Source organism: Cupriavidus necator, assembly GCF_016127575.1.
In the GTDB taxonomy this organism is placed as follows: Bacteria; Pseudomonadota; Gammaproteobacteria; order Burkholderiales; family Burkholderiaceae; genus Cupriavidus; species Cupriavidus necator_D.
Genome location: NZ_CP066018.1, coordinates 558,345 through 577,962 on the forward strand (window position 1 = coordinate 558,345; position 19,618 = coordinate 577,962).

Here is a 19,618-nt window from a genome sequence, read left to right on the forward strand (position 1 = left end):
CTAGTTCACCTTGCGCTGCTGATCGGCCCAGTATTTGTCGCGCACTTGCCGGCGCAGCACCTTGCCGATCACCGTCATTGGGAGCTGGTCAACGATGGTCACCGTCTTCGGCGCCTTGTACCCGATGCGCTCCTTGCAGAAGGCGACGATCTCGGCCGGATCGGGCGTATGGCCTTCCTTGAGCACCACCTCGGCGTGCACGGATTCGCCCCACTCGGCATGCGGCACGCCGACTGCCGCCGACATCAGCACGGCGGGGTGCGCATTGAGCGCGGCTTCGACCTCGATGGCGTAGATGTTGAAGCCGCCGCTGATGATCATGTCCTTCTTGCGATCGACGATGTACACATAGCGGTCTTCGTCGACGTAGCCGAGGTCACCGGACTTCCAGAAGCCGCCCTGGAATTCGGTTGCAGTCGCTTCCGGATTCTTGTAGTAGCCCTTGATCACGCCTGGTCCGCGGATCCAGAGTTCGCCGGTCTCGCCGACCGGCAGTTCATGGCCTTGTTCGTCCATCACCACGATCTCGGTTTCTGGCAGCGCGATGCCGGTAGAGCTCAGATGCCTGTTGCTTTGGCCAGGCGCACACAGGTGCTCCGCCTTGCTCAGCACGGCCACGGGTGCCAGCACTTCGCTGCTGCCATAGGCCTGGATGAAGATGTTGCCGAACTTCTCCTGCAGCAGCGCGAGCTTGGCCGGACTCATCGGCGCCGCCGCATAGAGGATCGTGCGCAGGCTGGACAGGTCAAATTGCTCGTGCAGGCCAAATTCCAGGAAGCGGTAAAGGATGGTCGGCACGAGGTGGCTGGACGTGATCCGCTCGTTCTGGATATTGGCGCAGAACTGTCTGAGATCCGAAGCGTTCATCGTCACATGGCAGCCGCCCTTGAAAGCAAGCGTCGTGGCATAGGCCGCGGACCCGTGGCTCAGCGGCGTAATGCTCAGGTGACGGGCGTCATTGCCGAACATGTCGTCCGGCATCGAATAGAAGTAGCGGTGCAGGGCCAGCCAGTTGTTCAGCGTGTACATGCAGCACTTGCCGCGGCCGGTGGTGCCGCCGGTGAAGCGCAGGAGCATCGGTTCGTCTGCGTCCAGCTCGATATGCGGCTCCGCGTCCGACACGCCCTCCAGCAGGTCCCAGAAACAGGACACGCCATCGCGGGGCGCCGCGAGCGGATCCATGCACACGATGCGGATGCCGCGCTGGCGCAGCGTGTCGTAGTACTTGTCCAGCAGCGCGGTTTCGAGGAATACCACCTTGGGCTCGACCCAGTCGATCTGCCAGAGGTGTTCGTCGAAGGTGTCCCGAAAGTTGCACCATGCCGCCTTCACGTCCGCCTTGGCCAGCGTGCAAAAGGTCAGCAGGCTCATATTGTCGTTGTCGAGGATAGTCAGGTAGACGTCGCCTGACGCAAGCCTGAGCCGCTCCTTGATCAAGCGGGCGATCCGATTGGTGAGCCGGTGCAGCTCCATGTGGGTAAAGCGGCGGTCGCGCTCAACATTGACCAGGGCCTCGCGTTGCGCGAAACGCGAGGCGGCATCGAGCGACCACCTCGAGAAGTCGATCTTCATCTTTGTCTCCTTTATGTTTTTGGCTTGCCTGGGGCAGCCGGGACGGTCAGATGCCGCGGAATGCAGGCGGGCGCTTCTCGCCGTAGGCGGCGAGACCCTCGCGGAAGTCATGGGACCGGGTGTGCTGCTGGCACATCAGCAGTTCGTCGCGCAGCGCGGCATCCATCGACAGGTCGACCGAGCGGTTGGCCACTTCCTTCATGCGGCGCAGTACGAGACTGCTCCTGGCCGCCATCCGCTCTGCCAGCGCCGCCACCGCCGGCAGCAGTTCCTCGTCGGGCAGCACCTCGTTGAGCACCCCCCAGGCCTGCATCTGCGCGGCGTCGGCAAGGTCGCCCGTAAACAGCAGTTGCTTGGCCCGGCTGAGGCCGACGCGGCGCGGCAGGACCGCTGCGCCGCCACCGCCAGGAAACACGCCGAAGTTGGCATGGCCGTCGCCGATCCTGGCGCTCGCCGCGCCGATCAGGATGTCGCAGCACATCGCCAGTTCCAGCCCGCCTGCGATGGTCAGCCCGTTGACGGCAGCGATGACTGGCTTGGGCATGTTGCGCAGCAGCGAAAGCGTGGCCAGCGTGCGATCGGCGAAATTCGGCTCGCCCGGGGCGGTGTCGAGGCCGGCAAGCAGCGCCTTGAGATCGGCGCCGGCGCAGAACGCGCGGCCGGATCCGGTCAGCACTAGTACGGCTTGGCCCGCATCGGCCCGTACTGCAGTGAGTGCATCATGAAGCTCTTCGAGCATGCGCTGGTTCACCGCATTCAGCTCGGCTGGCCGGTTCAACGTGATCCACGCGACTGGCCCCCGCTGTTCATGGATAATGGTTTCGTAGTGCATTGCGCTGTCTCCTTGCGAGGCGGGATGCAGCGTTACAGCGTGCCCTGGCCGCCCAGCTTGTCCGGATCTGGCTGTCCCTTCGCTTCTGGTTCAATGATGGGTTGCCGGCCGGGTGGGCGCACCACACTTATCGGGTGTAATCGGGTGTGACAGGGCCAGAGCTGTGCGCCGAAGACCCATCGTGCGGGATGGCCCGAGGGACACAGCCTCCAGGCGGCCGCTTCGACCTTCCGCGGCACTTCCGATAAGATGCCCTTCGCATGTCAGCAGGAGACCCTGGCTTGGCCCCCGATCGCCTTCTTATCCCCACCAAGTTCGCGCCGCCGCGCATCAGCCCGCAGTCCACGCCGCGGGCCAAGCTGCTGGCGCGGCTGCTGGATTCGCGCGACAGCCGGCTGACGCTGGTGTGCGGCAGTGCGGGCTTCGGCAAGACGACCTTGCTGGCCCAGTGGCGCCAGCAGTTGCTCAAGGACGGGGAACTGGTCTGCTGGCTGTCCCTGTCACCGGACGAGCGGCACTTGCCGCAGTTTCGCGCCTATCTGACCGGCGCACTGCAGCAGGCAGGACTGCCCGTCGATGACGGAACTGCCCTTGCCTCTGAGGTGCGTGCCGATCTGCCGGTTGCAGGACTGATCGCGACCATCGTTGACGCGGTGTGCCAGCGACGCCAGGAAGTGTTCCTCTTCATCGACGACTATCATCACGTCGACGACAGCGACACCCATGCGCTGATCCAGGGTCTGGTGGATCACGGGCCCGAGACCCTGCACCTGATCCTGGCCTCACGGACCCATCCACCGCTTGCCGTAAGCCGCCAGCGCCTGACCGGGGAGCTGTCGGAGATCACCTTCCCCGACCTGCCGTTCGATTTCGCGGAAACGCAGGACTTCCTGGCCAAGCACCTCGGCGACGTCGTGCCGGACGATGCGCGCCTGATCCACGACATCACCGACGGGTGGCCGGTTTGCCTGCAGATGATCTGCATCCGGCTCAAGCGCAGCCCGGCCAACCGGGACGTGCTGTCTCAGATGCTGCATCGCCGCACGGATCTGCAGCGCTATCTTTCCGAAGACGTGGTGCGCCATCTGGCGCCAGACGTCACCGACTTCATCGAGAAGCTCTCGGTCTTGCGCCGCTTCAATGCCGATCTGGCGCAACACGTCACAGCCAATGCAAAGGCCCCCGCGCTGCTCGACCAGATCGAGCGTGAAAACCTCTTCCTGTTGCCGGCCGAGCTCGACAGCCCCCAGCCGTGGTACCGATTTCATCCGCTTTTCGCAAGCTTCCTCCAGGACCAGCTGCAACAGCGCGATCCTGCGCTGATGCGCGAGATCCATGCGCGGGCCAGCCAGTGGTTCGAGCAACGCGGCCTCCTGATTGAAGCGCTACGTCACGCCTATCACGCGCACGACACCGAGGCCGCGGTGCACTTGGTCGAGCGGGCTGACCTGCCAATCCGCAGCATGAGCTTCTTCAGCACGCTGCAACACTGGATGGACGAACTTCCGGCCGATATGCTGCTGGGCCATCCCCGGCTGCTGCTCCTCGGTTGCTGGGCACTGGTAGCCGCGGGCCGCTGGCGCGACGCGCAGGGCTGGCTTGAGCGGCTGGAGAAGACGCCGCGCACGCTGGCGCCGGGACTTGCCTTGCACGCGCTCTATCTGCGGGCCAGCATCGCGCTGCAACGCGACGACACCGAAGCCGCATTGGCCCTCGTGGCGCCGTCGGACTTCGAAAGCCTGACCGATCGCTTCCTGCGCCAGGCGCACCTGGCTGTGCTCAGTTTTTCCTATTGCGCGGCCGGGCGGTACGAGGACGCCCGCTCGCTCCACGAGCACATCGCGCGGTTGCCACGCTCCGAGCTTCAGGATGACATGGCCCTGGTGGCCGAATCGACCCTGCTGCTCAGCCACCTGCTCGAGGGCAACAATCGCGAGGCCATCCGGACCGGCAGCGCCCTGGTGGCGCGCGCCGAGGCAGCGCACGGCCGGCGTTCGGTGTCGGCCGTCAACAGCGCGGCATTCCTCGCCAACGCGTATTACGAGGCCGACCTGCTGGCCGAGGCGAACGAAGTGCTGGCCAACCGGCTCGATTTGCTGCGTCTCTCCTCGCCCGAGCCGATGACGCTTGCGATCATCGTCCGCAGCCGCCTGATGGCGACGCAGGCATCGGCAGCGCAGGGACTGCACGCGCTGAGCGAGGAGGAAGTCCGCTGCCGCGAGCTGGCATTGGATCGGCCTTTGGCCTATGTGCTGGCCGGACAAGCGCGGTTGGAACTCCAGTTGAACCATCAGGATGCCGCCCGGAAGCTGCAGACCGAACTTGACCGATTGGCCAGCCGCTATCGCTACGGAACGGGTTTCCTCGCCGAGATCGAGGCGATCGCGGCCCTGACCGGAGCCCGGCTGGCGCTGGCCGGCATGGACTGGAACGAAGCGCTGGCGCGCGCAGAAACGCTGCGCAACTACGGTGTGGCATACGGGCGGCAAAAATGTGTGGTGCAGGCCGACTTGCTGGCGGGCACCGCCCTTGCTGAAATGGACGAGGCTACCGAAGCCATGCGTCTTCTGCGGGCTGCTGTCGAAGCAGCCCAGAGACTAGGGCTCGTTCGCACGTTGCTCGATGAAGGCGAGCGCGTGCGGCAGGCCTTGCAGCAACTGCAGCCCACGCTTGGCCCCGGCTCCGGCGGCGACTATCTGGTCGAGGTCCTGCGCCGCGGTGTCGCGGCGCATACGCCGGTTCAGCAGGCCGGTGAGCCCGACGCGCAGGCGAACGGCCCCGAGCTCAAGCCGCGCGAGATTGAAATCCTGCGCCTGGCCGCGGAGTCCATGTCGAACAAGCGGATCGCACTGACCCTCAACCTCACGTTGGACACAGTGAAGTGGAACATGAAGAACGTGTTCGAGAAGCTGGGGGTTCCGAGCCGCTACGACGCGGTGATCGCCGCGCGCAGGCGTGGCCTGATCGACTGATGGCGCGATCACTCCGCCGCCCGCCGGACACCCGGAAAGTGTGGTGACCGTATGGCGTCGGCGAACCAGAATCTCCTGGCAAGGCATCCATCACGGCCGCATCGCGGCTGATGCGCCACAGGAGACATCATGCCCCAGGAGCAAACGACATTCCCCTCCGCAGCAATGCTGCCAAGTGATGAAGAGCGGCTGATGCTGCAGGAGAGCCTGCGTCGACTGCTCGCCCGGAGGTGGCCCGCCGCGCAGGCCGTGGAGTTTGCCGCAGACCCCCAGGCGCTGACGTCGATCTGGCGAGACCTGGCGGAGCAAGGCCTGACCAGCCTGGGCAGCAATCCGCAGGAAGGCGGTATGCGAGAAATTGCCGTGGCGCTGGAAGAATTGGGGCGCGCCGCCTGCCCAGCGCCGCTGATCGGTGCCGCACTTGCCAATCTCGCCCTGTCACCGCACCTGCCCGGGCGTCCCAGATCCGACGAGTCGGCCGCGCTACTGAGTGCGCTGCATCGCGGCGACGCCAGCGTGAGCTTCGCCTTCGGCGGCTTTGACGGCGATCGGCAAGCTGGCGGCGTGCGGGTCGCCAACGGCAAGCTGCAGGGTCGCATTGCCTTTGTCGAGGCCGGAACGCATGCCACCCACCTGCTCGTTCTGGCCGAGCCGGGGCCGGTACTAGCCATCGTACCGCGCGGCGCGGTCGGCCTGAGCGTGACGGAAACACCTGGGTTGGCGGTGCCACCGCTGGCAGCGGCAAGCTTCGATCACGTGCCCGCGTCAACGTTGCCGCTCCCGCCCGGGCTGGCCGAGGACCTGCGTCGGATCGGCGCGCTTGCGCTGCTGGCGCGCGCGCTCGGCACCGCCCGGCAAGGCTTCGACATGGCCGTTGCCTATGCCAAGGAACGACAGCAGTTCGGTCAGCCGATCGGGCGCTTCCAGGCGATACAGCACAAACTCGCCAACTGCCTGATGGCGCTGGAGGCCGCACGGCTGATGCTCCACAACGCCGCCAGGACGCATGACCTCGGCTCCGAGAACTGGCGGATCCTTGGCGCAGCCGCACGCGCCTTCGCCGGCCCTGCGCTGCGTCAGGTATCGCTCGAAACGCATCACACCTTCGGCGCCATCGCATACTCGGAGGAACATGAGGCACCGCGGCATTTCCGCCGCACGCATGCGGATCTTGCGCGTCACGGCGGCGTACGCCAGGCGCGTGAGGAGCTCGCCCGGGCCCTGCTCGAGCAGGGCGCGATGCTTCCCGAGCACGATCTCGGCCCGGCCGGAAATGCGTTCCGTGATGAGTACGGGCCTGGCTGAAGGAAAACTGGTCCGGCGATTCGCCCAGACACGAACAAGACCATGCCTACGAAGAGTGGGGCTATGACACACAGTTCACCAGGCTGTTAGGCAGCAAAGGCTGGAACACGATGAGCTGGCCCAGGGAGTATGGTGGCCAGGGACGCACGCCCTACGAGCAACTCGCATTCATGGAAGAGATCCAGCAAGCCGGTGCACCCATGGGCGGCCGCGGGGACATCCAGGCGCATGCACTGATGGCGTTCGGTACGGCCGAGCAACAGGCCGAGTTCCTGCCCAAGCTCGCCCGCGGCGAGATCACCTTCTGCCTGGGCTACAGCGAACCAGGGTCGGGCTCGGACCTCGCATCGATGCAGACGACCGCCGAGCGCGACGGCGACGAGTGGGTCATCAACGGCCAGAAAATCTGGACCACGGCCGCCGAAAAGGCGGACTACATATGGCTGGCCGCCCGCACCGACCGGAATGCGGTGCGACCGCACGCGGGCCTCAGCATCTTCATTGTTCCAATGAACAGCCCGGGCCTCACCGTCAGACCATCGATGGCAATGTACGGTCACACGTTCTGCCAGGAATTTCTGGACAATGTCCGGGTTCCCGCCAGTGCGTTGGTCGGGAAACTCAACGACGGCTGGACAGTCCTGACATCGGCGCTTGCAACGGAGCGCATGATGATGGGAAGCTTCATCGCCAATGCCCGCGCGGAATTCGAACGACTGGTTCGTTGCGTCCGTGACAAGACGGTGCTGGCCAATGATGGGGCAGTTCGCGACCGCATTGGCGCGCTGGCGGCCGAAGTGGAAGCCGGGCGGCAGTTGTTCATGAAGAGTATCGCCATGGCCGAGCAAGGCAAGGTCCCCATTCATGAAGCGGCCATGAGCAAGGCCTTTACGGGCGAATTGACGGAACGCCTAGGCCAAGCGGCGCTCGATATCCTCGGCACTGGAGCAACCTTGTCCGAGGACGCCGAAAGCGCGATCGCCAGCGGCAGGTTCGAACGGTTGCTGCGGTACGCGATCCTGACCGTCATCGGCGGCGGCACCGCGGAAATTCAGCGAAACCTGATCGCCCAGCGTGGGCTGGGGTTACCTCGTTGAAGACCGATGCCGATGCCCCCTTCAGCCCACGCATGCCCCCGTGTCATTACCTCGTACTATGGGCGTATCCGGCTTCACTGGGGCAGTACCAAGCTTGGCGCCTTGTGCCGTCATAGCTCACAATCGACCGCAATGGGTCGGAAAACGATCGTTTGTCTTATGTCGACCAACTTCCGCTGATTGCCTGAACAGCCTTTCGGACTATCGCGTTGGACGTCGCAGTAGGGTCGACTGCCGCCGCCGCTGATATCCAATGTGTCCTTCCCATCACCGAACGTTCCAGACCGCGCGCATGAAGCGCTACTGTCACGCCAACAGACCGGCATTGCAAACTGGCTACCCGGCTTGACAGCCAGTCTGCGCGGCGTCGGTCAATCCCCCCGTGTCGGCCGCTCAACCCGTCGGAGACACCCCACACTGCTCCAGGATTGAACACATCGATTCAAATCACAACACCCTGCGATTCGCACGGGATCAATCGCTGCCAAAAAATCTCTTTAAGGACACAGGTACAGTTCGTGCGTCATGGCATGTGGGTGCAAGACACCTCATCACTACAATATTGGAGACGCCATGACCCACCTGAACGCCGCTGATCGCATCGACAGCTTCTTCATTCCCTGCGTGACTCTCATTGGTCCAGGCTGTGCGCGCGAGACCGGCACGCGCGCCAAAGCGCAAGGCGCAAGAAAGGCCCTCATCGTCACGGATGCCGGCCTGCACAAGATGGGGCTATCCGAAACCATCGCGGGGTACATCCGCGAGGCAGGGCTTCAGGCCACTCATTTTTCCAGGGGCCGAACCCAATCCAACCGACGTCAATGTTCATGACGGCGTCAAGCTGTTCGAGCAGGAGGGATGCGACTTCATTGTCTCGCTGGGCGGCGGCTCCTCGCACGACTGCGCGAAAGGAATCGGCCTCGTTACCGCCGGAGGCGGACATATCCGCGACTACGAGGGCATCGACAAATCGACGGTGCCAATGACGCCGCTCATTTCCATCAATACGACCGCCGGCACCGCTGCGGAGATGACTCGCTTTTGCATCATCACCAATTCGAGCAATCACGTGAAGATGGCCATCGTCGATTGGCGCTGCACACCGCTGATCGCAATCGACGATCCCCGGCTGATGGTCGCAATGCCGCCCGCATTGACTGCCGCGACCGGCATGGATGCGCTCACGCACGCCGTCGAAGCATACGTTTCCACCGCGGCCACGCCAATTACCGATGCATGCGCGGAAAAAGCGATTGCGTTGATCGGCGAGTGGCTGCCCAAGGCCGTAGCCAATGGCAATTCGCTGGAAGCGCGTGCCGCGATGTGCTACGCGCAATACCTTGCTGGCATGGCCTTCAACAATGCGTCGCTCGGCTATGTGCACGCAATGGCCCATCAACTTGGCGGCCTCTACAACCTGCCACATGGTGTGTGCAACGCGATCTTGCTGCCCCATGTATCGGAATTCAACCTTATTGCCGCGCCTGAACGCTTCGCGAAGATCGCAGAACTGCTCGGCGAAAACGTTGCGAGCCTCAGTACCAGTGACGCGGCCAAGGCTGCGATCTCGGCGATCCGGGCTCTCGCCGCTTCGATCGGCATTCCTGCCGGCCTGGCCAGCCTGGGCGTCAAGGCGGAAGACCATGAGGTGATGGCGCACAACGCACAAAAAGATGCATGCATGCTGACGAATCCACGCAGGGCCACCACGGCGCAAGTCATCGCTATCTTCGCTGCAGCGATGTAAAAGGTATGCCCCCTCCGACGAACGCGGGAGGGGGTTCAGCGGCACGATTAACTTCGCGTGTTTAGACTTCCACCCAAAGGAGTCACGATGATTTCCTCCTATGTCGAACCGCTTTCCTGCATTCACGCAGAAGGCTCACCGCAACAGTCGCAGCAATCGATGCATCTTGCGCGCCAAGACCTTGTCACGCACCTTGTGCGCAAGAGGCCCACGGACGTGCTCATGGATGGCTCAAACGAGCGACCCGATGTCAGGACCGTCGCCGTGCTGGGTTACAACTAGAGCGAAGACGCAGCAAGCACCATTCTCTTCCAATAGCCCAAAGCGCGCTGCAGGCGCGCGGCACGCCCTTGCCGGACCGCTGTCGGTCCGCCGCGGAATGCGATCCTGTGAAGCCGATCAGTCCCTCGAGATCGGGACGAAATGCCTGGGGTCGTGGACGTGCGCCGGCTCGATGGCGCGCTAGGCCTCGACCAGTTCCTCGAAGTCGCTATCGTCGAGAGCGCCCTTGCTTCGAGCATTGGTCGAGAACCCGGTGGACGACCTGCCGCTGTCGGGGGATTGGCTCATCGATTCGGCACCGATGCTACGCCCGCTCTGGAACAGCATTCGCTTGTCGAGATGGGTTACCTCCGCTTTGACAAAGACCAGCGGCTTGCTCGCGTAGCACCCCAAGCACGAGTCCTTCCGATACCTTATGGATGTCGAAGCTGCCCATTGCGGATGATGCCTCGACCTGTTTTTTTCTAGCAGCGCCATGAGTTCCCGGAAATCGTTGAGCAGGTCAAGATGCTTCAATGTGCTCTCCCCGGTTGGCTTCCCATTCTTCGTCCGGCAAAGCGCATTGTGAATCTTGGACGCCTTGGAAAAAGTGAAATTTGGAACTGCATGGTGACTGGAGGGTCGACCACAAGCGGCTGGCGCTCATACTTGCAGCCGCTTGATCTTTGACTCTTCAAGCTCTCCTGGAACTTTGCTCGTCCTTCGGCACTATCGCGATCAACCGCGCATATTGCAATGACAGTTTTTGGGCCGCTACCGCGAAGCCTTGAGGAACTTAGGTGTCTCCCTTTGATTTCGCTAATGGACGAATGGAACGACGTAGGAGGTCCGGCATTTCGCCAAAGCTTGCTGCGCCGTGGTCCAAAAAAGAATATGTGCAGTCCAACCTCTTGATCATGGGCCACATGCTCGCCATGTGAGCTCCTGCCGAATCCCTTATAGCCCCGCCGGCACCGATGCCTCCGCGTACCCGCAAACCTGCACCGATCGCCGATGAGATCTAGCGAGCGCCGGACGGGATCAACGGCGGAGAACGGCCAGTAGCGGCCTTTGACCGCGACGAAGCGAAGGGCCGTTCTAAATCCACTTTTTGCCATTCGACCAAGTGGCGTTTCATGACACCCCTAGGTTCTCGACGGCCTCGAAGTTGATTCAAGGAAATGAACATCGGGCAAGCGCTACCCACGATCTCCCACATCAAGCTGTTCGTGCGGCCATTGACCGAATGCGCGGACGGCATTGCCGGCACCTTGTCGACATCCCGGCGGTGGCCCGCTACCTGGCGCCAGGATGTCCCCAGCCCCACGCGAGATCGGAGCCAGATAGGTCCGACAGCGCAGCACGGGTAGTTGGCAGGATCTGAGGGTCAGGCACGCGACGGAAAAAAGCGCGGATCCACTGCATCCCTAGCCGACCGCGGCCGTCGCGGCAGTCCTCACGCTTTGCATTCCTTACGCCTTGCATGACGGCGGCCATGGGTGGGGCGCCGCACAGCGCCTGCCACGACCCAGGTGCACAGCGCCGGGTGGAAGCCATTCAACTGCCCGATCTGCGCGACCAGCCCGAAAAGCCGGTGGATGCGGGCGCATCCCGATCCGACCAAGGTCCCTCTGGCGGTCAAGGCCCGCAGCCCGCCACGCAACGAGGCGGCCGCCGGGATGTTGCCCCAGCATATGCCGCGGCATCCGCATCTCGTGGTGCCACCACGAGTTGAAGCCATACACCTAGACGACGTCTTCTTGTCCACGGAGACGAAAGCCTGAGCAAGCTCTCGTCACGATTACCCGGACCGCTACCTCGCCGATCCTCCGGGAATCACGATGCCCACACATTAACACAACACGTGTTGTCTTAAAGAGCATTGCGGGTTATTGTTCATGCATCGCGCCGGCCAGCGTCCATCACGAAGAATGAAGGAGACCGATCATGCTCACCACCCAATCCCAACGAGAAGCGTTTCGCAATGACGGCGCCGTACTTGTAGAAAACTGTCTTGACCCGGCGCAGCTCGCTCAGTGCTACGAGGCGTTCAAGTGGAACGTCGCCAATCCGGGTCCGTATCACTTCCGCTCGCTGGACGGCACGAGCCTGCAGACCCATATCGACAACGCCAATCCGGTCGTCAAGGACAAGCTTGACGATCTGGTCTCGACGCTACCGTTCGGAAAGATATTCCAGCAGTTATGGGGATCGGCGCATGTCTGGTATTTCGCCGAGGAGGTGTTCGCCAAGGAAGGTGGCCAAAGCGGCCGCGGACCGTGGCATCAGGACACCGCCAACCTACCCTGGGCCGGCAAGCACTGGGGCAACGCCTGGATCACCTTCCAGCCCATTCCAAAGAGGAATTCGCTGGAGATCATTCGCGGCTCGCATCTCGGCATCCAGTACGACGGGGCCAGCTTCGCGAATGCCGATGACCCGACCGATCCGCTCTACGGCGACGGCACGCTGCCCCGCCTTCCGCATATCGACAAGGAACTCGCCGAAGATCCGAACGCCTGGGACGTGCTCTCCTGGGGCGTGACGCCCGGCGACGTCGTATTCCTGCATCCGCGTTCGCTGCACGGAGGAGCCGCCGTCGACGCCGACTGTCCGACCCGCCATACCCTGGTACTTCGATTCTTCGGTGACGACGCCACGTTCCGCGCCCTGCCGCTGTCGAACCCGCGCTATGCCCGTAACGGGCCCCTATTCAGCGAAGAAATGGCCAAGCTCAATGAAGGCGAGCCGTTCCGCTCGCCTGTCTTCCGCCAGATCGCCTGATATCGCCTTGGACGGAGAAGCAGCCATGAAACGACAAATGATCAATCCCGGCCTTGCACAGGCAAGGCACTACGACCAGCTTCATTTCTCGTCGGCGACCCGTGTCGGCGACATGATCTGGGTGTCCGGCCAGGTGGGGTTCGATCTGGCGACGGCCACGGTGGGACAGGGAATGGAAGCGCAGGCCCGACAGGCGTTTGAAAACCTGAAGACGGTCCTCGAAGCCGCGGGAGCCAGCATGGCCGATATCGTGGAGATCATGACTTTCCACACCGACTTGCGCGGCGACATCCATGAGTTTGTGAAGGTCAAGGATGAATACCTACCCGACCGCTATCCCTCGTGGACAGGCGTGGGCGTAAGCCAGCTGGCCCGCCCCGAGTTCCTCGTCGAGATACGCGCCATTGCGGTCGCCGGCTGCGGCGCCGGCTGACTGCCGGATGCCGCCGCCCCGTTTGCACACCAGGGTCGCGGCACACGATCCCAAAAGAAAATAGAACAGCGACAAAGCTGATGGAGACACCAACATGAATCGTCCCAATACGGTTGTCAGGCCGGATAAGCCATCCAGCATCCTGGCGAGGCTTGACCGCCTGCCGGTGATGGCTTCCCACTACGTCTGGGCCGCGCTGCTCGCGGCCAACCTGATGCTGGAGTATTACGACAACGCCATCTTTGCCTACGCCAGTCCAACGATCAAAGCCCATACCAATCTGAGCACGGAGCAGATCGGCCTCATCAGCAGCGCGTTCTTCATCGGGATGATTGTCGGCGCGCTGGTGGGAGGAAGGCTGTCTGACAGGTGGGGACGACGCTCGGTTCTGGTATGGACCACCGTCCTGTACTCGCTGGGCGCGTTAGCGACGGCGTTCGCGCCTACCTACGAGACCATACTGGCCTCCCGCGTCGTCACGGGTGTCGGCGTGCAGGCCGCCACATCGGTGCTGCTTGTCTATATCGCCGAGATGTTTCCCGGCAAGGCGCGTGGCCGTTTCGTCTCCATCGTGACGATCGGGTTCGTGGTCTCCGGCATCGGGGCTGCGGCGCTGGCGATGTTCTATCTCCCGCACAGCAGTACCGGTGCCTGGCGCAACCTGTTCCTGGCTGGCAGCATCGGCCTGCTGATTGCGCCCCTGGCACGCTTGGTCCTGCCCGAATCGGTGCGCTGGTGTGTGTCGCGCGGGCGGTCCGACCGCGCCGAACGCATCGTCAGCGAACTGGAAGCACGCGCACTGCGCCGCGGTCCGCTCGACGAACCCGGAATTGCCTCAGCTCAACAGAACGCCGCAGCACCAACACTGCGCGACCTCATCAACAACAAGGCCGTTCTTCGAACCATAGCCATTCTCACGCTCGGCTATTTCGGCGCCACCCTGGCCTACTACCTGTTCGGGCAGTGGGGCGTCTACTCGCTCGTGTACAGCCTCAAGTACTCCGAGGATGATGCGTATTTCATCCTGTTCCTGTGGAACGTGATCTATGGCGTCACGCCGTTCGTAGCCATGCTGTTTCTCGACCGGTATGAACGCAAATCCACCATCCTTGTTGTGTCCGTGCTCAGTGCACTGCCGTTGGTCGTGCTCGGCATCTCGGCCACCAGCTGGGTGGTGATCGGTGCGGGGGGCCTCGCCTCCATCATCACCGGGCTCGTCGTCAACGCGTACTACACCTACATCCCGGAGACGATTCCGACGCAGCTGCGCGCCCTGGGCAGTGGCATCGTGATGTCTGGCGGCCGGTTCGGCGGAGCGGCCGCCGGCGTCCTGGGCGCCGCGCTGTTCTCCGCAAGCGGCATGGCGGGTGTAATGCTCGCCGCGGCAGCCTGCTACATCGTGTTCTCCATCCCCGTCGCCCTGTTCGGCCCGCGCACGACCAACCGCTCGCTGGAAGCCGTTACCGACGAAGGGCCCGGCGCCGCAAACGGCGTGCGTCAATCCACGGACACGCCCATGGCCGCCTGACACGGCATGTCAGCAAATTGCCGGGTGGTTGTGTCCCGGCAGCATGGATCTCCAGACCAAGGAGCACGGCAACGTGACTGAAGACTTCAAGACATACCGAACACTGGGCGGCTGGATAGAAAAGCCGGCCGATCTGCAGCCACCGCTCGAGGGCCACACCAACGCCGATGTGGTCATCGTCGGCGCGGGCTTTGCCGGCCTCTGCGCGGCGCTGGAGCTTGCGCGGCACCGCGTGAAGGTGGTCGTCCTTGAACGCGAATTCTGCGGCTATGGAGCGAGCAGCCGCAATGCGGGCTATCTCGCCGGCGGGCAGGGACTCAAGTACGACCGCTTCCTCAAGCGCGCAGGCCATGAGAAAGCAAGGCAGATCGTCCGCTTCTACGAGGACGGCGTCAGCTTCGCCGAAGGCAAGTTCGCCGAGCACGGGATAGACTGCGACTACAACCAATCGGGACTGATCCGTGCCGGCATCGACCCCTCACAGGAAGCCAGGGTGCGCGACGATATGCGCATCAGCGCCGAACTCGGATGCCCATCGGAGTATCTGGACCAGGCCGAGATGCGCGCACGCGGCATCCCGCCAGCGTTCCTGTTCGGCAGCTACGTGTCGAACGGCGGCACGCTCGATCCCGGCAAGTACGTCCTGGGGCTGCGGCGCGCAGCCCTGCAGGCGGGCGTGACGATCCACGAGAACACGCCGTTGCTGTCCTACACCGAAGGACCGACCGTCAAGGTGCGGACGCCGCGCGGCAGCGTCAGCGCGCCGGTCATGATCCTGGCCACCAACGCCTACACGCCGCAACTCGGCCCGCTCGCGGACAAGGTGGTGCCATTGCGGCTGTCGGCCATGGAAACCGAACCGCTTTCCCCCGTCCAGCTGGCCGCGCTTGGGTGGCATCGTCGCGAAGGCATCACGACCATGCACTGGGTCATGGAGAGCCATCGCCTGACGGCGCGCAACACGCTGGTCGTGACGACCAAGCGCCTGCGCTACCCGTTCGGCTCGCAGACTCCGGACGTGCCAGAGCATGCCCAACATCGGGCGCTGCGGATGGCCCTTCACGACCGCTTTCCACCCCTGAAGGGCATCGCCATCCGGCGCAGCTGGAGCGGCTACATCAGCTATGCCGACGATGGCCTGCCGGTGATCGGCACCACCGGAGCGGATCGGAACATCTACTACGCGGCGGGATGTTCCGGCCACGGCGTCGGCACACAGGGCATGGTCGGACACATGCTGGCCGGGAAGATCTGCGGTATCGAAAACCCGCTGCTTGCGATGCTGATGCAACACATCCCCCCATTGACGCTGCCCGAGCCGCTGCGCTGGTTTGCTCTCAACGGCGCCCTGAAGGTCGCAAGCAGGCTCGATGAACGCTCGAACCGCAAGGCACGCGCCGCATGAAGGAGCGCCGGCGGCTGCTACGCGATTGCATGACAGCAGGGCCTTGCGAAACCCCTGCATCCCCCGAAACTCACTACGGATGTACTCATGACAGATCTGTACGATGTTGCCGTGATTGGCGCTGGCTTTGCAGGCGTTACTGCTGCACGGGACCTCAGCATGGCAGGCCATTCAGTGGTACTGCTCGAAGCGCGTGACCGGATTGGCGGCCGGACCTGGTGGGGAAAGGCCCTTGGCCTGCACCTCGATCTGGGCGGCACCTACGTGCACTGGACCCAGGCGCATGTGTGGCGCGAACTCAAGCGCTATGGCATCGGGCTGGCGACGCCAATGCCGGTGACGAGAGCCTACTGGTACGCCGACGGCGCGGTGCACACCGGGACGTGGGAGCAACTCCACCAACTGACCGCGCCGCTGGTCGCCCGCTTCTTTGCCGATGCCCGGATGCACTTTCCCCAGGTGGATGACCTGGCAGCAGCCGATGTCAGCGCGATCGACAGGCAAACCATCGGCGACCGGCTTGACGCGCTTGAACTCTCCGCGCACGACCGTGACCTGCTGGTCAACGCGATGTCCATCCTGGTTTGCTCTGAACACGAGCAGGGACTCGCGCAACTGCTGTTCTGGTGCGCGATCTGCTTTGGCAGCTGGAGCGCGTTCAAGGAAGTCGCCGGCCACTGGCCGATCGAGGGCGGCACCGGTCGCCTGATCGACGCCATGAGCGCCGAGTCGACAGCTGAGTTGCGCCTCTCGACGCCGGTGGCCGCTGTCGATGACAACGGGCATGAGGTCATCGTGACCACCCGCGATGGACAGCGTATCCGGGCCCGGCGCGCCGTGGTGGCATTGCCGCTGAACATGCTGAGCGAGTTTTCCGTCACGCCTGCGCTGCCGCAACCCGTGCGCGCCATGATCGAGCAAAAGAACCCGATCATGCCCAGCAAGATCTGGGTACGGGTCAGGGGCGAGATCGAGCCCTTCGTGATCTATGCGCCGGCGGGCAAGCATCCCATCAATACCGCCCATGCCGAACGCCGCGACGATGGCGATACGCTGGTGGTGTGCTTCTGCGCCGATCCCTCAACGCTGGACGGCAATGACCGCGAGGCAGTACAGCAGGCGCTGCGGGACTTCATTCCGGACATCGAAGTAGTGGACACCGTCTGCCAGGATTGGGCGAACGACCCGTTTTCCAAAGGCGGATGGATGCATCACCGCCCCGGCAATCTGACGCAGGCAGCTCCCTTGATGCGACAGCCCCACGGCCGCATCCATTTCGCAGGAGCGGACATAGCGCCGATCGGGGTTGGCGGCATCGACGGTGCCATCGAGACCGGCACTAGGGCTGCCGCTGACGTCGCCCGCGCCCTGGATGGCGCCCATCATCCCTGATCCGGTGCTACGTGCGCGCCGCCCGTCCGCCAGGCTTCTGCTCCCCTGGCACGGGCGCAACCAGCACCGCCAGGGCATCGATCAGCGCCCGCATTCGCTTTGGCGTGAATCGCTTGGGCTCGATGGGGTACATCATCATCCACCCGTCGCCCATGGCAACGAGCTGGTCGGTGAGGATGTCCGCCGAAATATCGTTGCGGACCGTCCCCCGTTCCTGAGCGTCCTTGACAATGGCGGCGAGCAAGCGGCGATAACGCGCGTAGCGCCTGGCGATGACTTCCGCAAACGCTGGCTCGTGTCGCCCCTGCGCCAGCAACTCCGATGTCGCCGGCCAGAACCTCGTGCTGCGGTCCGTCAGCCTTATCCAGCTTTCGAACGGCGCGAGGATGTCACCCCTTTCCCGGGCCGACTCCAGCATCGCGTCGAAACGGTCGAATGCGCTTTCCATCAGCGCCACCACCAGCTCTTCCTTGTTCGCGAAGTAATACGTCACCGCGCCAGTGGTGTAGCCCGCATGCTTGGCAACCTTGCGCAGCGATGCGTTGGCATATCCCTCCTGTGCAATCACCATTGATGCCGCGCGCAGCAGCTCCTTGCGCTTCGCTTCGCGGTCGCCGACCGGACGACCCCGGGTTGAGACCTGCTCGATATCGTCGTCGCTGTCCATGTTCTGTTCTGTCTCTTGAGGATTTCGATAACTGGATGCCGACTGGTTAGCCGCCAGAAGCCTGATTTTACAGAATCGACGTTATGTTCTGATTCTAGCCTCTCCAGCGTTCTCGCCTCCAGCATCTCCCAGATGCGGCGCATTCCATCCGGATCGCGAAGCCTGTGTCCGCACACGCCAGCATATGGCAACGCCTGTGCCCCTCTCCTTGCCGGGACCACGCAGGGAATACCCGCCCTTTCTATTTAACATCACGCTCGTTATGCTAATTCACGATTCGCGCGAATCGCCGGGCAGGACTTCAGGAAGAGTGCGCGGCCGATGTTCTTGCATGCGGCCGCCAGGCAACTGACAAACATGGAGATTGTTGATGGATGCATTCAGGCGTAATGCGTTGAGCAAGGATGGTGCCGTCGTCATGGAACAGCGCCGTGAGGAGAAACACCGAGTGCCGCGCAATGTGGCACGCAACTGGGGCACCACGCCTGTTATCGCACTGGCAGCACTTGGTGCCTTCGCAGGCGCGGCACATGCTCAGTCCTCCATCACGTTGTACGGTACGCTGGACACCAACCTTGAAATCGATACCAACTTCAAGAGCGCGGGCGGCGGCTCGGCCAATCGATACGCGCTGAACGGCGAAGGCCTGTCTGGTTCGCGTTGGGGTCTGCGCGGCGTGGAGGATCTCGGCGGCGGCGTGAACGGCGTCTTTGTGCTGGAAAGCGGCGTCGGCGGCGACGATGGCACCATGCAGCAAGGCGGCCGCCTGTTTGGCCGGCAGGCATTCATCGGCCTGCAGAGCGCCACCTACGGCAAGATCACCTTCGGGCGCCAATACACCTCGATGCTCGAGGCACTGGCCAACTTCTCGCCGGCGGCCATGTCGAGCCTGTATGAACCCGTCATCGCCCAGATCGGACCGGTGTACCGCGAAGACAACACCGTCAAGTATTCCGGGACCTTCGGTCCGGTCAGCGTCGGGGCCCACTGGAGTTTTGGCACCGGCGGAAGCAGCGGCACCGTGGACCTCAGCCGCCTTGGCGGATCGGGAGAGGTTCCGGGCCAGTTTCGCCGCGATACCGGCTATGGTGCCCGGGCGTCCTATACGGCAGGGCCGTTCAGCGCTACCGTGACCTATGATCAGGTGAACCCGAGCATCATCGGCAATAGCGGCTTCGCCGGTACCGGCACATTCAAGAAGGCCGCCGCAGCAGCCAGCTACGCCGTCGGGCCCGCGATCTTCATGAGTGGATACCGCTGGGGCATGTCGACTGCGCCGGGGCAGACACTGACGCGCGACAATCTGTACTGGGCTGGCGTCTACTACGAGATGACGCCTGCCCTGAGCCTGACGCTGGACTACTACTACCAGACCTTCCGGTCCTCGACCTTGCCGGCGCTGAGGCCTGCGGGCAATCCAAGGCAGCTGATGTTCATCGCCGACTACCACCTCTCCAAGCGTACGGACCTGTATCTGACCACCGCCTATGCGAAGAATGCTGGCCTGTGCCTGGACACCGCATCCATTGCGTTCAACAACGGCTATCAACCGGGTGCTGGCAAGACCAGCATGTTCGGCGCCGCACTAGGTATCCGCCACAACTTCTGAGCGCGACGGATATC

The 19,618-nt window shown here is 63.3% G+C and carries 14 protein-coding genes and 1 pseudogene; 11 read left to right on the top strand and 4 right to left on the bottom strand.

The annotated features are described in order from the left end of the window. A complete protein-coding gene (locus I6H87_RS02675; RefSeq protein WP_011614757.1) occupies positions 1-1,572 on the bottom strand; it encodes a class I adenylate-forming enzyme family protein in 1,572 nt (523 codons plus the stop codon). Positions 1,573-1,618: 46 nt separating this feature from the next. Beyond that, positions 1,619-2,404 (bottom strand): enoyl-CoA hydratase/isomerase family protein, encoded by a 786-nt coding sequence (locus I6H87_RS02680; RefSeq protein ID WP_011614756.1) that lies wholly within the window; start codon positions 2,402-2,404, stop codon positions 1,619-1,621. Positions 2,405-2,685: 281 nt separating this feature from the next. Here I6H87_RS02680 and I6H87_RS02685 point away from each other — a divergent pair, with 281 nt between their 5' ends. The 5 genes and pseudogenes from I6H87_RS02685 to I6H87_RS02700 all read left to right on the top strand — a co-directional run bounded on the left by I6H87_RS02685 (position 2,686) and on the right by I6H87_RS02700 (position 9,807). Continuing rightward, a complete protein-coding gene (locus tag I6H87_RS02685; protein WP_136227746.1) occupies positions 2,686-5,376 on the top strand; it encodes a winged helix-turn-helix domain-containing protein in 2,691 nt (896 codons plus the stop codon). A 129-nt stretch (positions 5,377-5,505) separates the two neighbouring features. Continuing rightward, positions 5,506-6,681: an acyl-CoA dehydrogenase family protein gene (locus tag I6H87_RS34225; protein ID WP_011614754.1), complete on the top strand. Its 1,176-nt coding sequence runs from the start codon at positions 5,506-5,508 to the stop codon at positions 6,679-6,681. An 83-nt stretch (positions 6,682-6,764) separates the two neighbouring features. Further along, on the top strand, positions 6,765-7,778 hold the full coding sequence (locus I6H87_RS34230) for an acyl-CoA dehydrogenase family protein (protein WP_231881412.1): 1,014 nt from the start codon (positions 6,765-6,767) through the stop codon (positions 7,776-7,778). Between the two features lie 573 nt (positions 7,779-8,351). Further along, a pseudogene (gene mdh, locus I6H87_RS02695) lies at positions 8,352-9,525 on the top strand (iron-dependent methanol dehydrogenase). An 87-nt stretch (positions 9,526-9,612) separates the two neighbouring features. Further along, complete coding sequence (locus I6H87_RS02700; RefSeq protein ID WP_041687206.1) at positions 9,613-9,807, top strand: hypothetical protein; 195 nt, start codon at positions 9,613-9,615, stop codon at positions 9,805-9,807. A 180-nt stretch (positions 9,808-9,987) separates the two neighbouring features. Here the strand turns inward: I6H87_RS02700 and I6H87_RS02705 are convergent, their stop codons facing one another. Beyond that, entirely contained in the window at positions 9,988-10,323 is a 336-nt protein-coding gene (locus tag I6H87_RS02705) for a hypothetical protein (RefSeq protein ID WP_041687204.1), read from the bottom strand. Positions 10,324-11,733: 1,410 nt separating this feature from the next. Between I6H87_RS02705 and I6H87_RS02710 the strand changes: the two genes are divergently transcribed. The 5 genes from I6H87_RS02710 to I6H87_RS02730 all read left to right on the top strand — a co-directional run bounded on the left by I6H87_RS02710 (position 11,734) and on the right by I6H87_RS02730 (position 17,328). Next, positions 11,734-12,570, top strand: a complete 837-nt coding sequence (locus tag I6H87_RS02710) for a phytanoyl-CoA dioxygenase family protein (RefSeq protein ID WP_011614751.1) — start codon at positions 11,734-11,736, stop codon at positions 12,568-12,570. 25 nt (positions 12,571-12,595) lie between these two features. Beyond that, positions 12,596-13,003 (top strand): RidA family protein, encoded by a 408-nt coding sequence (locus I6H87_RS02715; protein WP_011614750.1) that lies wholly within the window; start codon positions 12,596-12,598, stop codon positions 13,001-13,003. Between the two features lie 94 nt (positions 13,004-13,097). Then, positions 13,098-14,531, top strand: coding sequence for an MFS transporter (locus I6H87_RS02720; RefSeq protein ID WP_011614749.1), 1,434 nt, complete (start codon positions 13,098-13,100; stop codon positions 14,529-14,531). Between the two features lie 43 nt (positions 14,532-14,574). After that, positions 14,575-15,936, top strand: a complete 1,362-nt coding sequence (locus tag I6H87_RS02725; RefSeq protein WP_011614748.1) for an NAD(P)/FAD-dependent oxidoreductase — start codon at positions 14,575-14,577, stop codon at positions 15,934-15,936. Between the two features lie 87 nt (positions 15,937-16,023). After that, on the top strand, positions 16,024-17,328 hold the full coding sequence (locus tag I6H87_RS02730) for a flavin monoamine oxidase family protein (RefSeq protein WP_011614747.1): 1,305 nt from the start codon (positions 16,024-16,026) through the stop codon (positions 17,326-17,328). A gap of 7 nt (positions 17,329-17,335) precedes the next feature. On the opposite strand, the gene I6H87_RS02735 is transcribed toward I6H87_RS02730, so the two are convergent. Beyond that, positions 17,336-17,995, bottom strand: coding sequence for a TetR/AcrR family transcriptional regulator (locus tag I6H87_RS02735; RefSeq protein WP_011614746.1), 660 nt, complete (start codon positions 17,993-17,995; stop codon positions 17,336-17,338). Positions 17,996-18,365: 370 nt separating this feature from the next. Here I6H87_RS02735 and I6H87_RS02740 point away from each other — a divergent pair, with 370 nt between their 5' ends. After that, the gene (locus I6H87_RS02740) at positions 18,366-19,604 is read left to right on the top strand and encodes a porin (protein WP_011614745.1); all 1,239 of its coding nucleotides are present in this window, start codon (positions 18,366-18,368) and stop codon (positions 19,602-19,604) included. Positions 19,605-19,618 lie beyond the last annotated feature (14 nt).

What these genes read in the sequence shown, in the direction of transcription:
- I6H87_RS02700 (WP_041687206.1), top strand. Translation starts at nt 9,613, where the DNA reads ATGATTTCCTCCTATGTCGAACCGCTTTCCTGCATTCACGCAGAAGGC.
- I6H87_RS02740 (WP_011614745.1), top strand. Translation starts at nt 18,366, where the DNA reads ATGGATGCATTCAGGCGTAATGCGTTGAGCAAGGATGGTGCCGTCGTC.
- I6H87_RS02680 (WP_011614756.1), bottom strand. Translation starts at nt 2,404, where the DNA reads ATGCACTACGAAACCATTATCCATGAACAGCGGGGGCCAGTCGCGTGG.
- I6H87_RS02735 (WP_011614746.1), bottom strand. Translation starts at nt 17,995, where the DNA reads ATGGACAGCGACGACGATATCGAGCAGGTCTCAACCCGGGGTCGTCCG.
- I6H87_RS02715 (WP_011614750.1), top strand. Translation starts at nt 12,596, where the DNA reads ATGAAACGACAAATGATCAATCCCGGCCTTGCACAGGCAAGGCACTAC.
- I6H87_RS02675 (WP_011614757.1), bottom strand. Translation starts at nt 1,572, where the DNA reads ATGAAGATCGACTTCTCGAGGTGGTCGCTCGATGCCGCCTCGCGTTTC.
- I6H87_RS02725 (WP_011614748.1), top strand. Translation starts at nt 14,575, where the DNA reads ATGGATCTCCAGACCAAGGAGCACGGCAACGTGACTGAAGACTTCAAG.
- I6H87_RS34225 (WP_011614754.1), top strand. Translation starts at nt 5,506, where the DNA reads ATGCCCCAGGAGCAAACGACATTCCCCTCCGCAGCAATGCTGCCAAGT.
- I6H87_RS02720 (WP_011614749.1), top strand. Translation starts at nt 13,098, where the DNA reads ATGAATCGTCCCAATACGGTTGTCAGGCCGGATAAGCCATCCAGCATC.
- I6H87_RS02710 (WP_011614751.1), top strand. Translation starts at nt 11,734, where the DNA reads ATGCTCACCACCCAATCCCAACGAGAAGCGTTTCGCAATGACGGCGCC.
- I6H87_RS02730 (WP_011614747.1), top strand. Translation starts at nt 16,024, where the DNA reads ATGACAGATCTGTACGATGTTGCCGTGATTGGCGCTGGCTTTGCAGGC.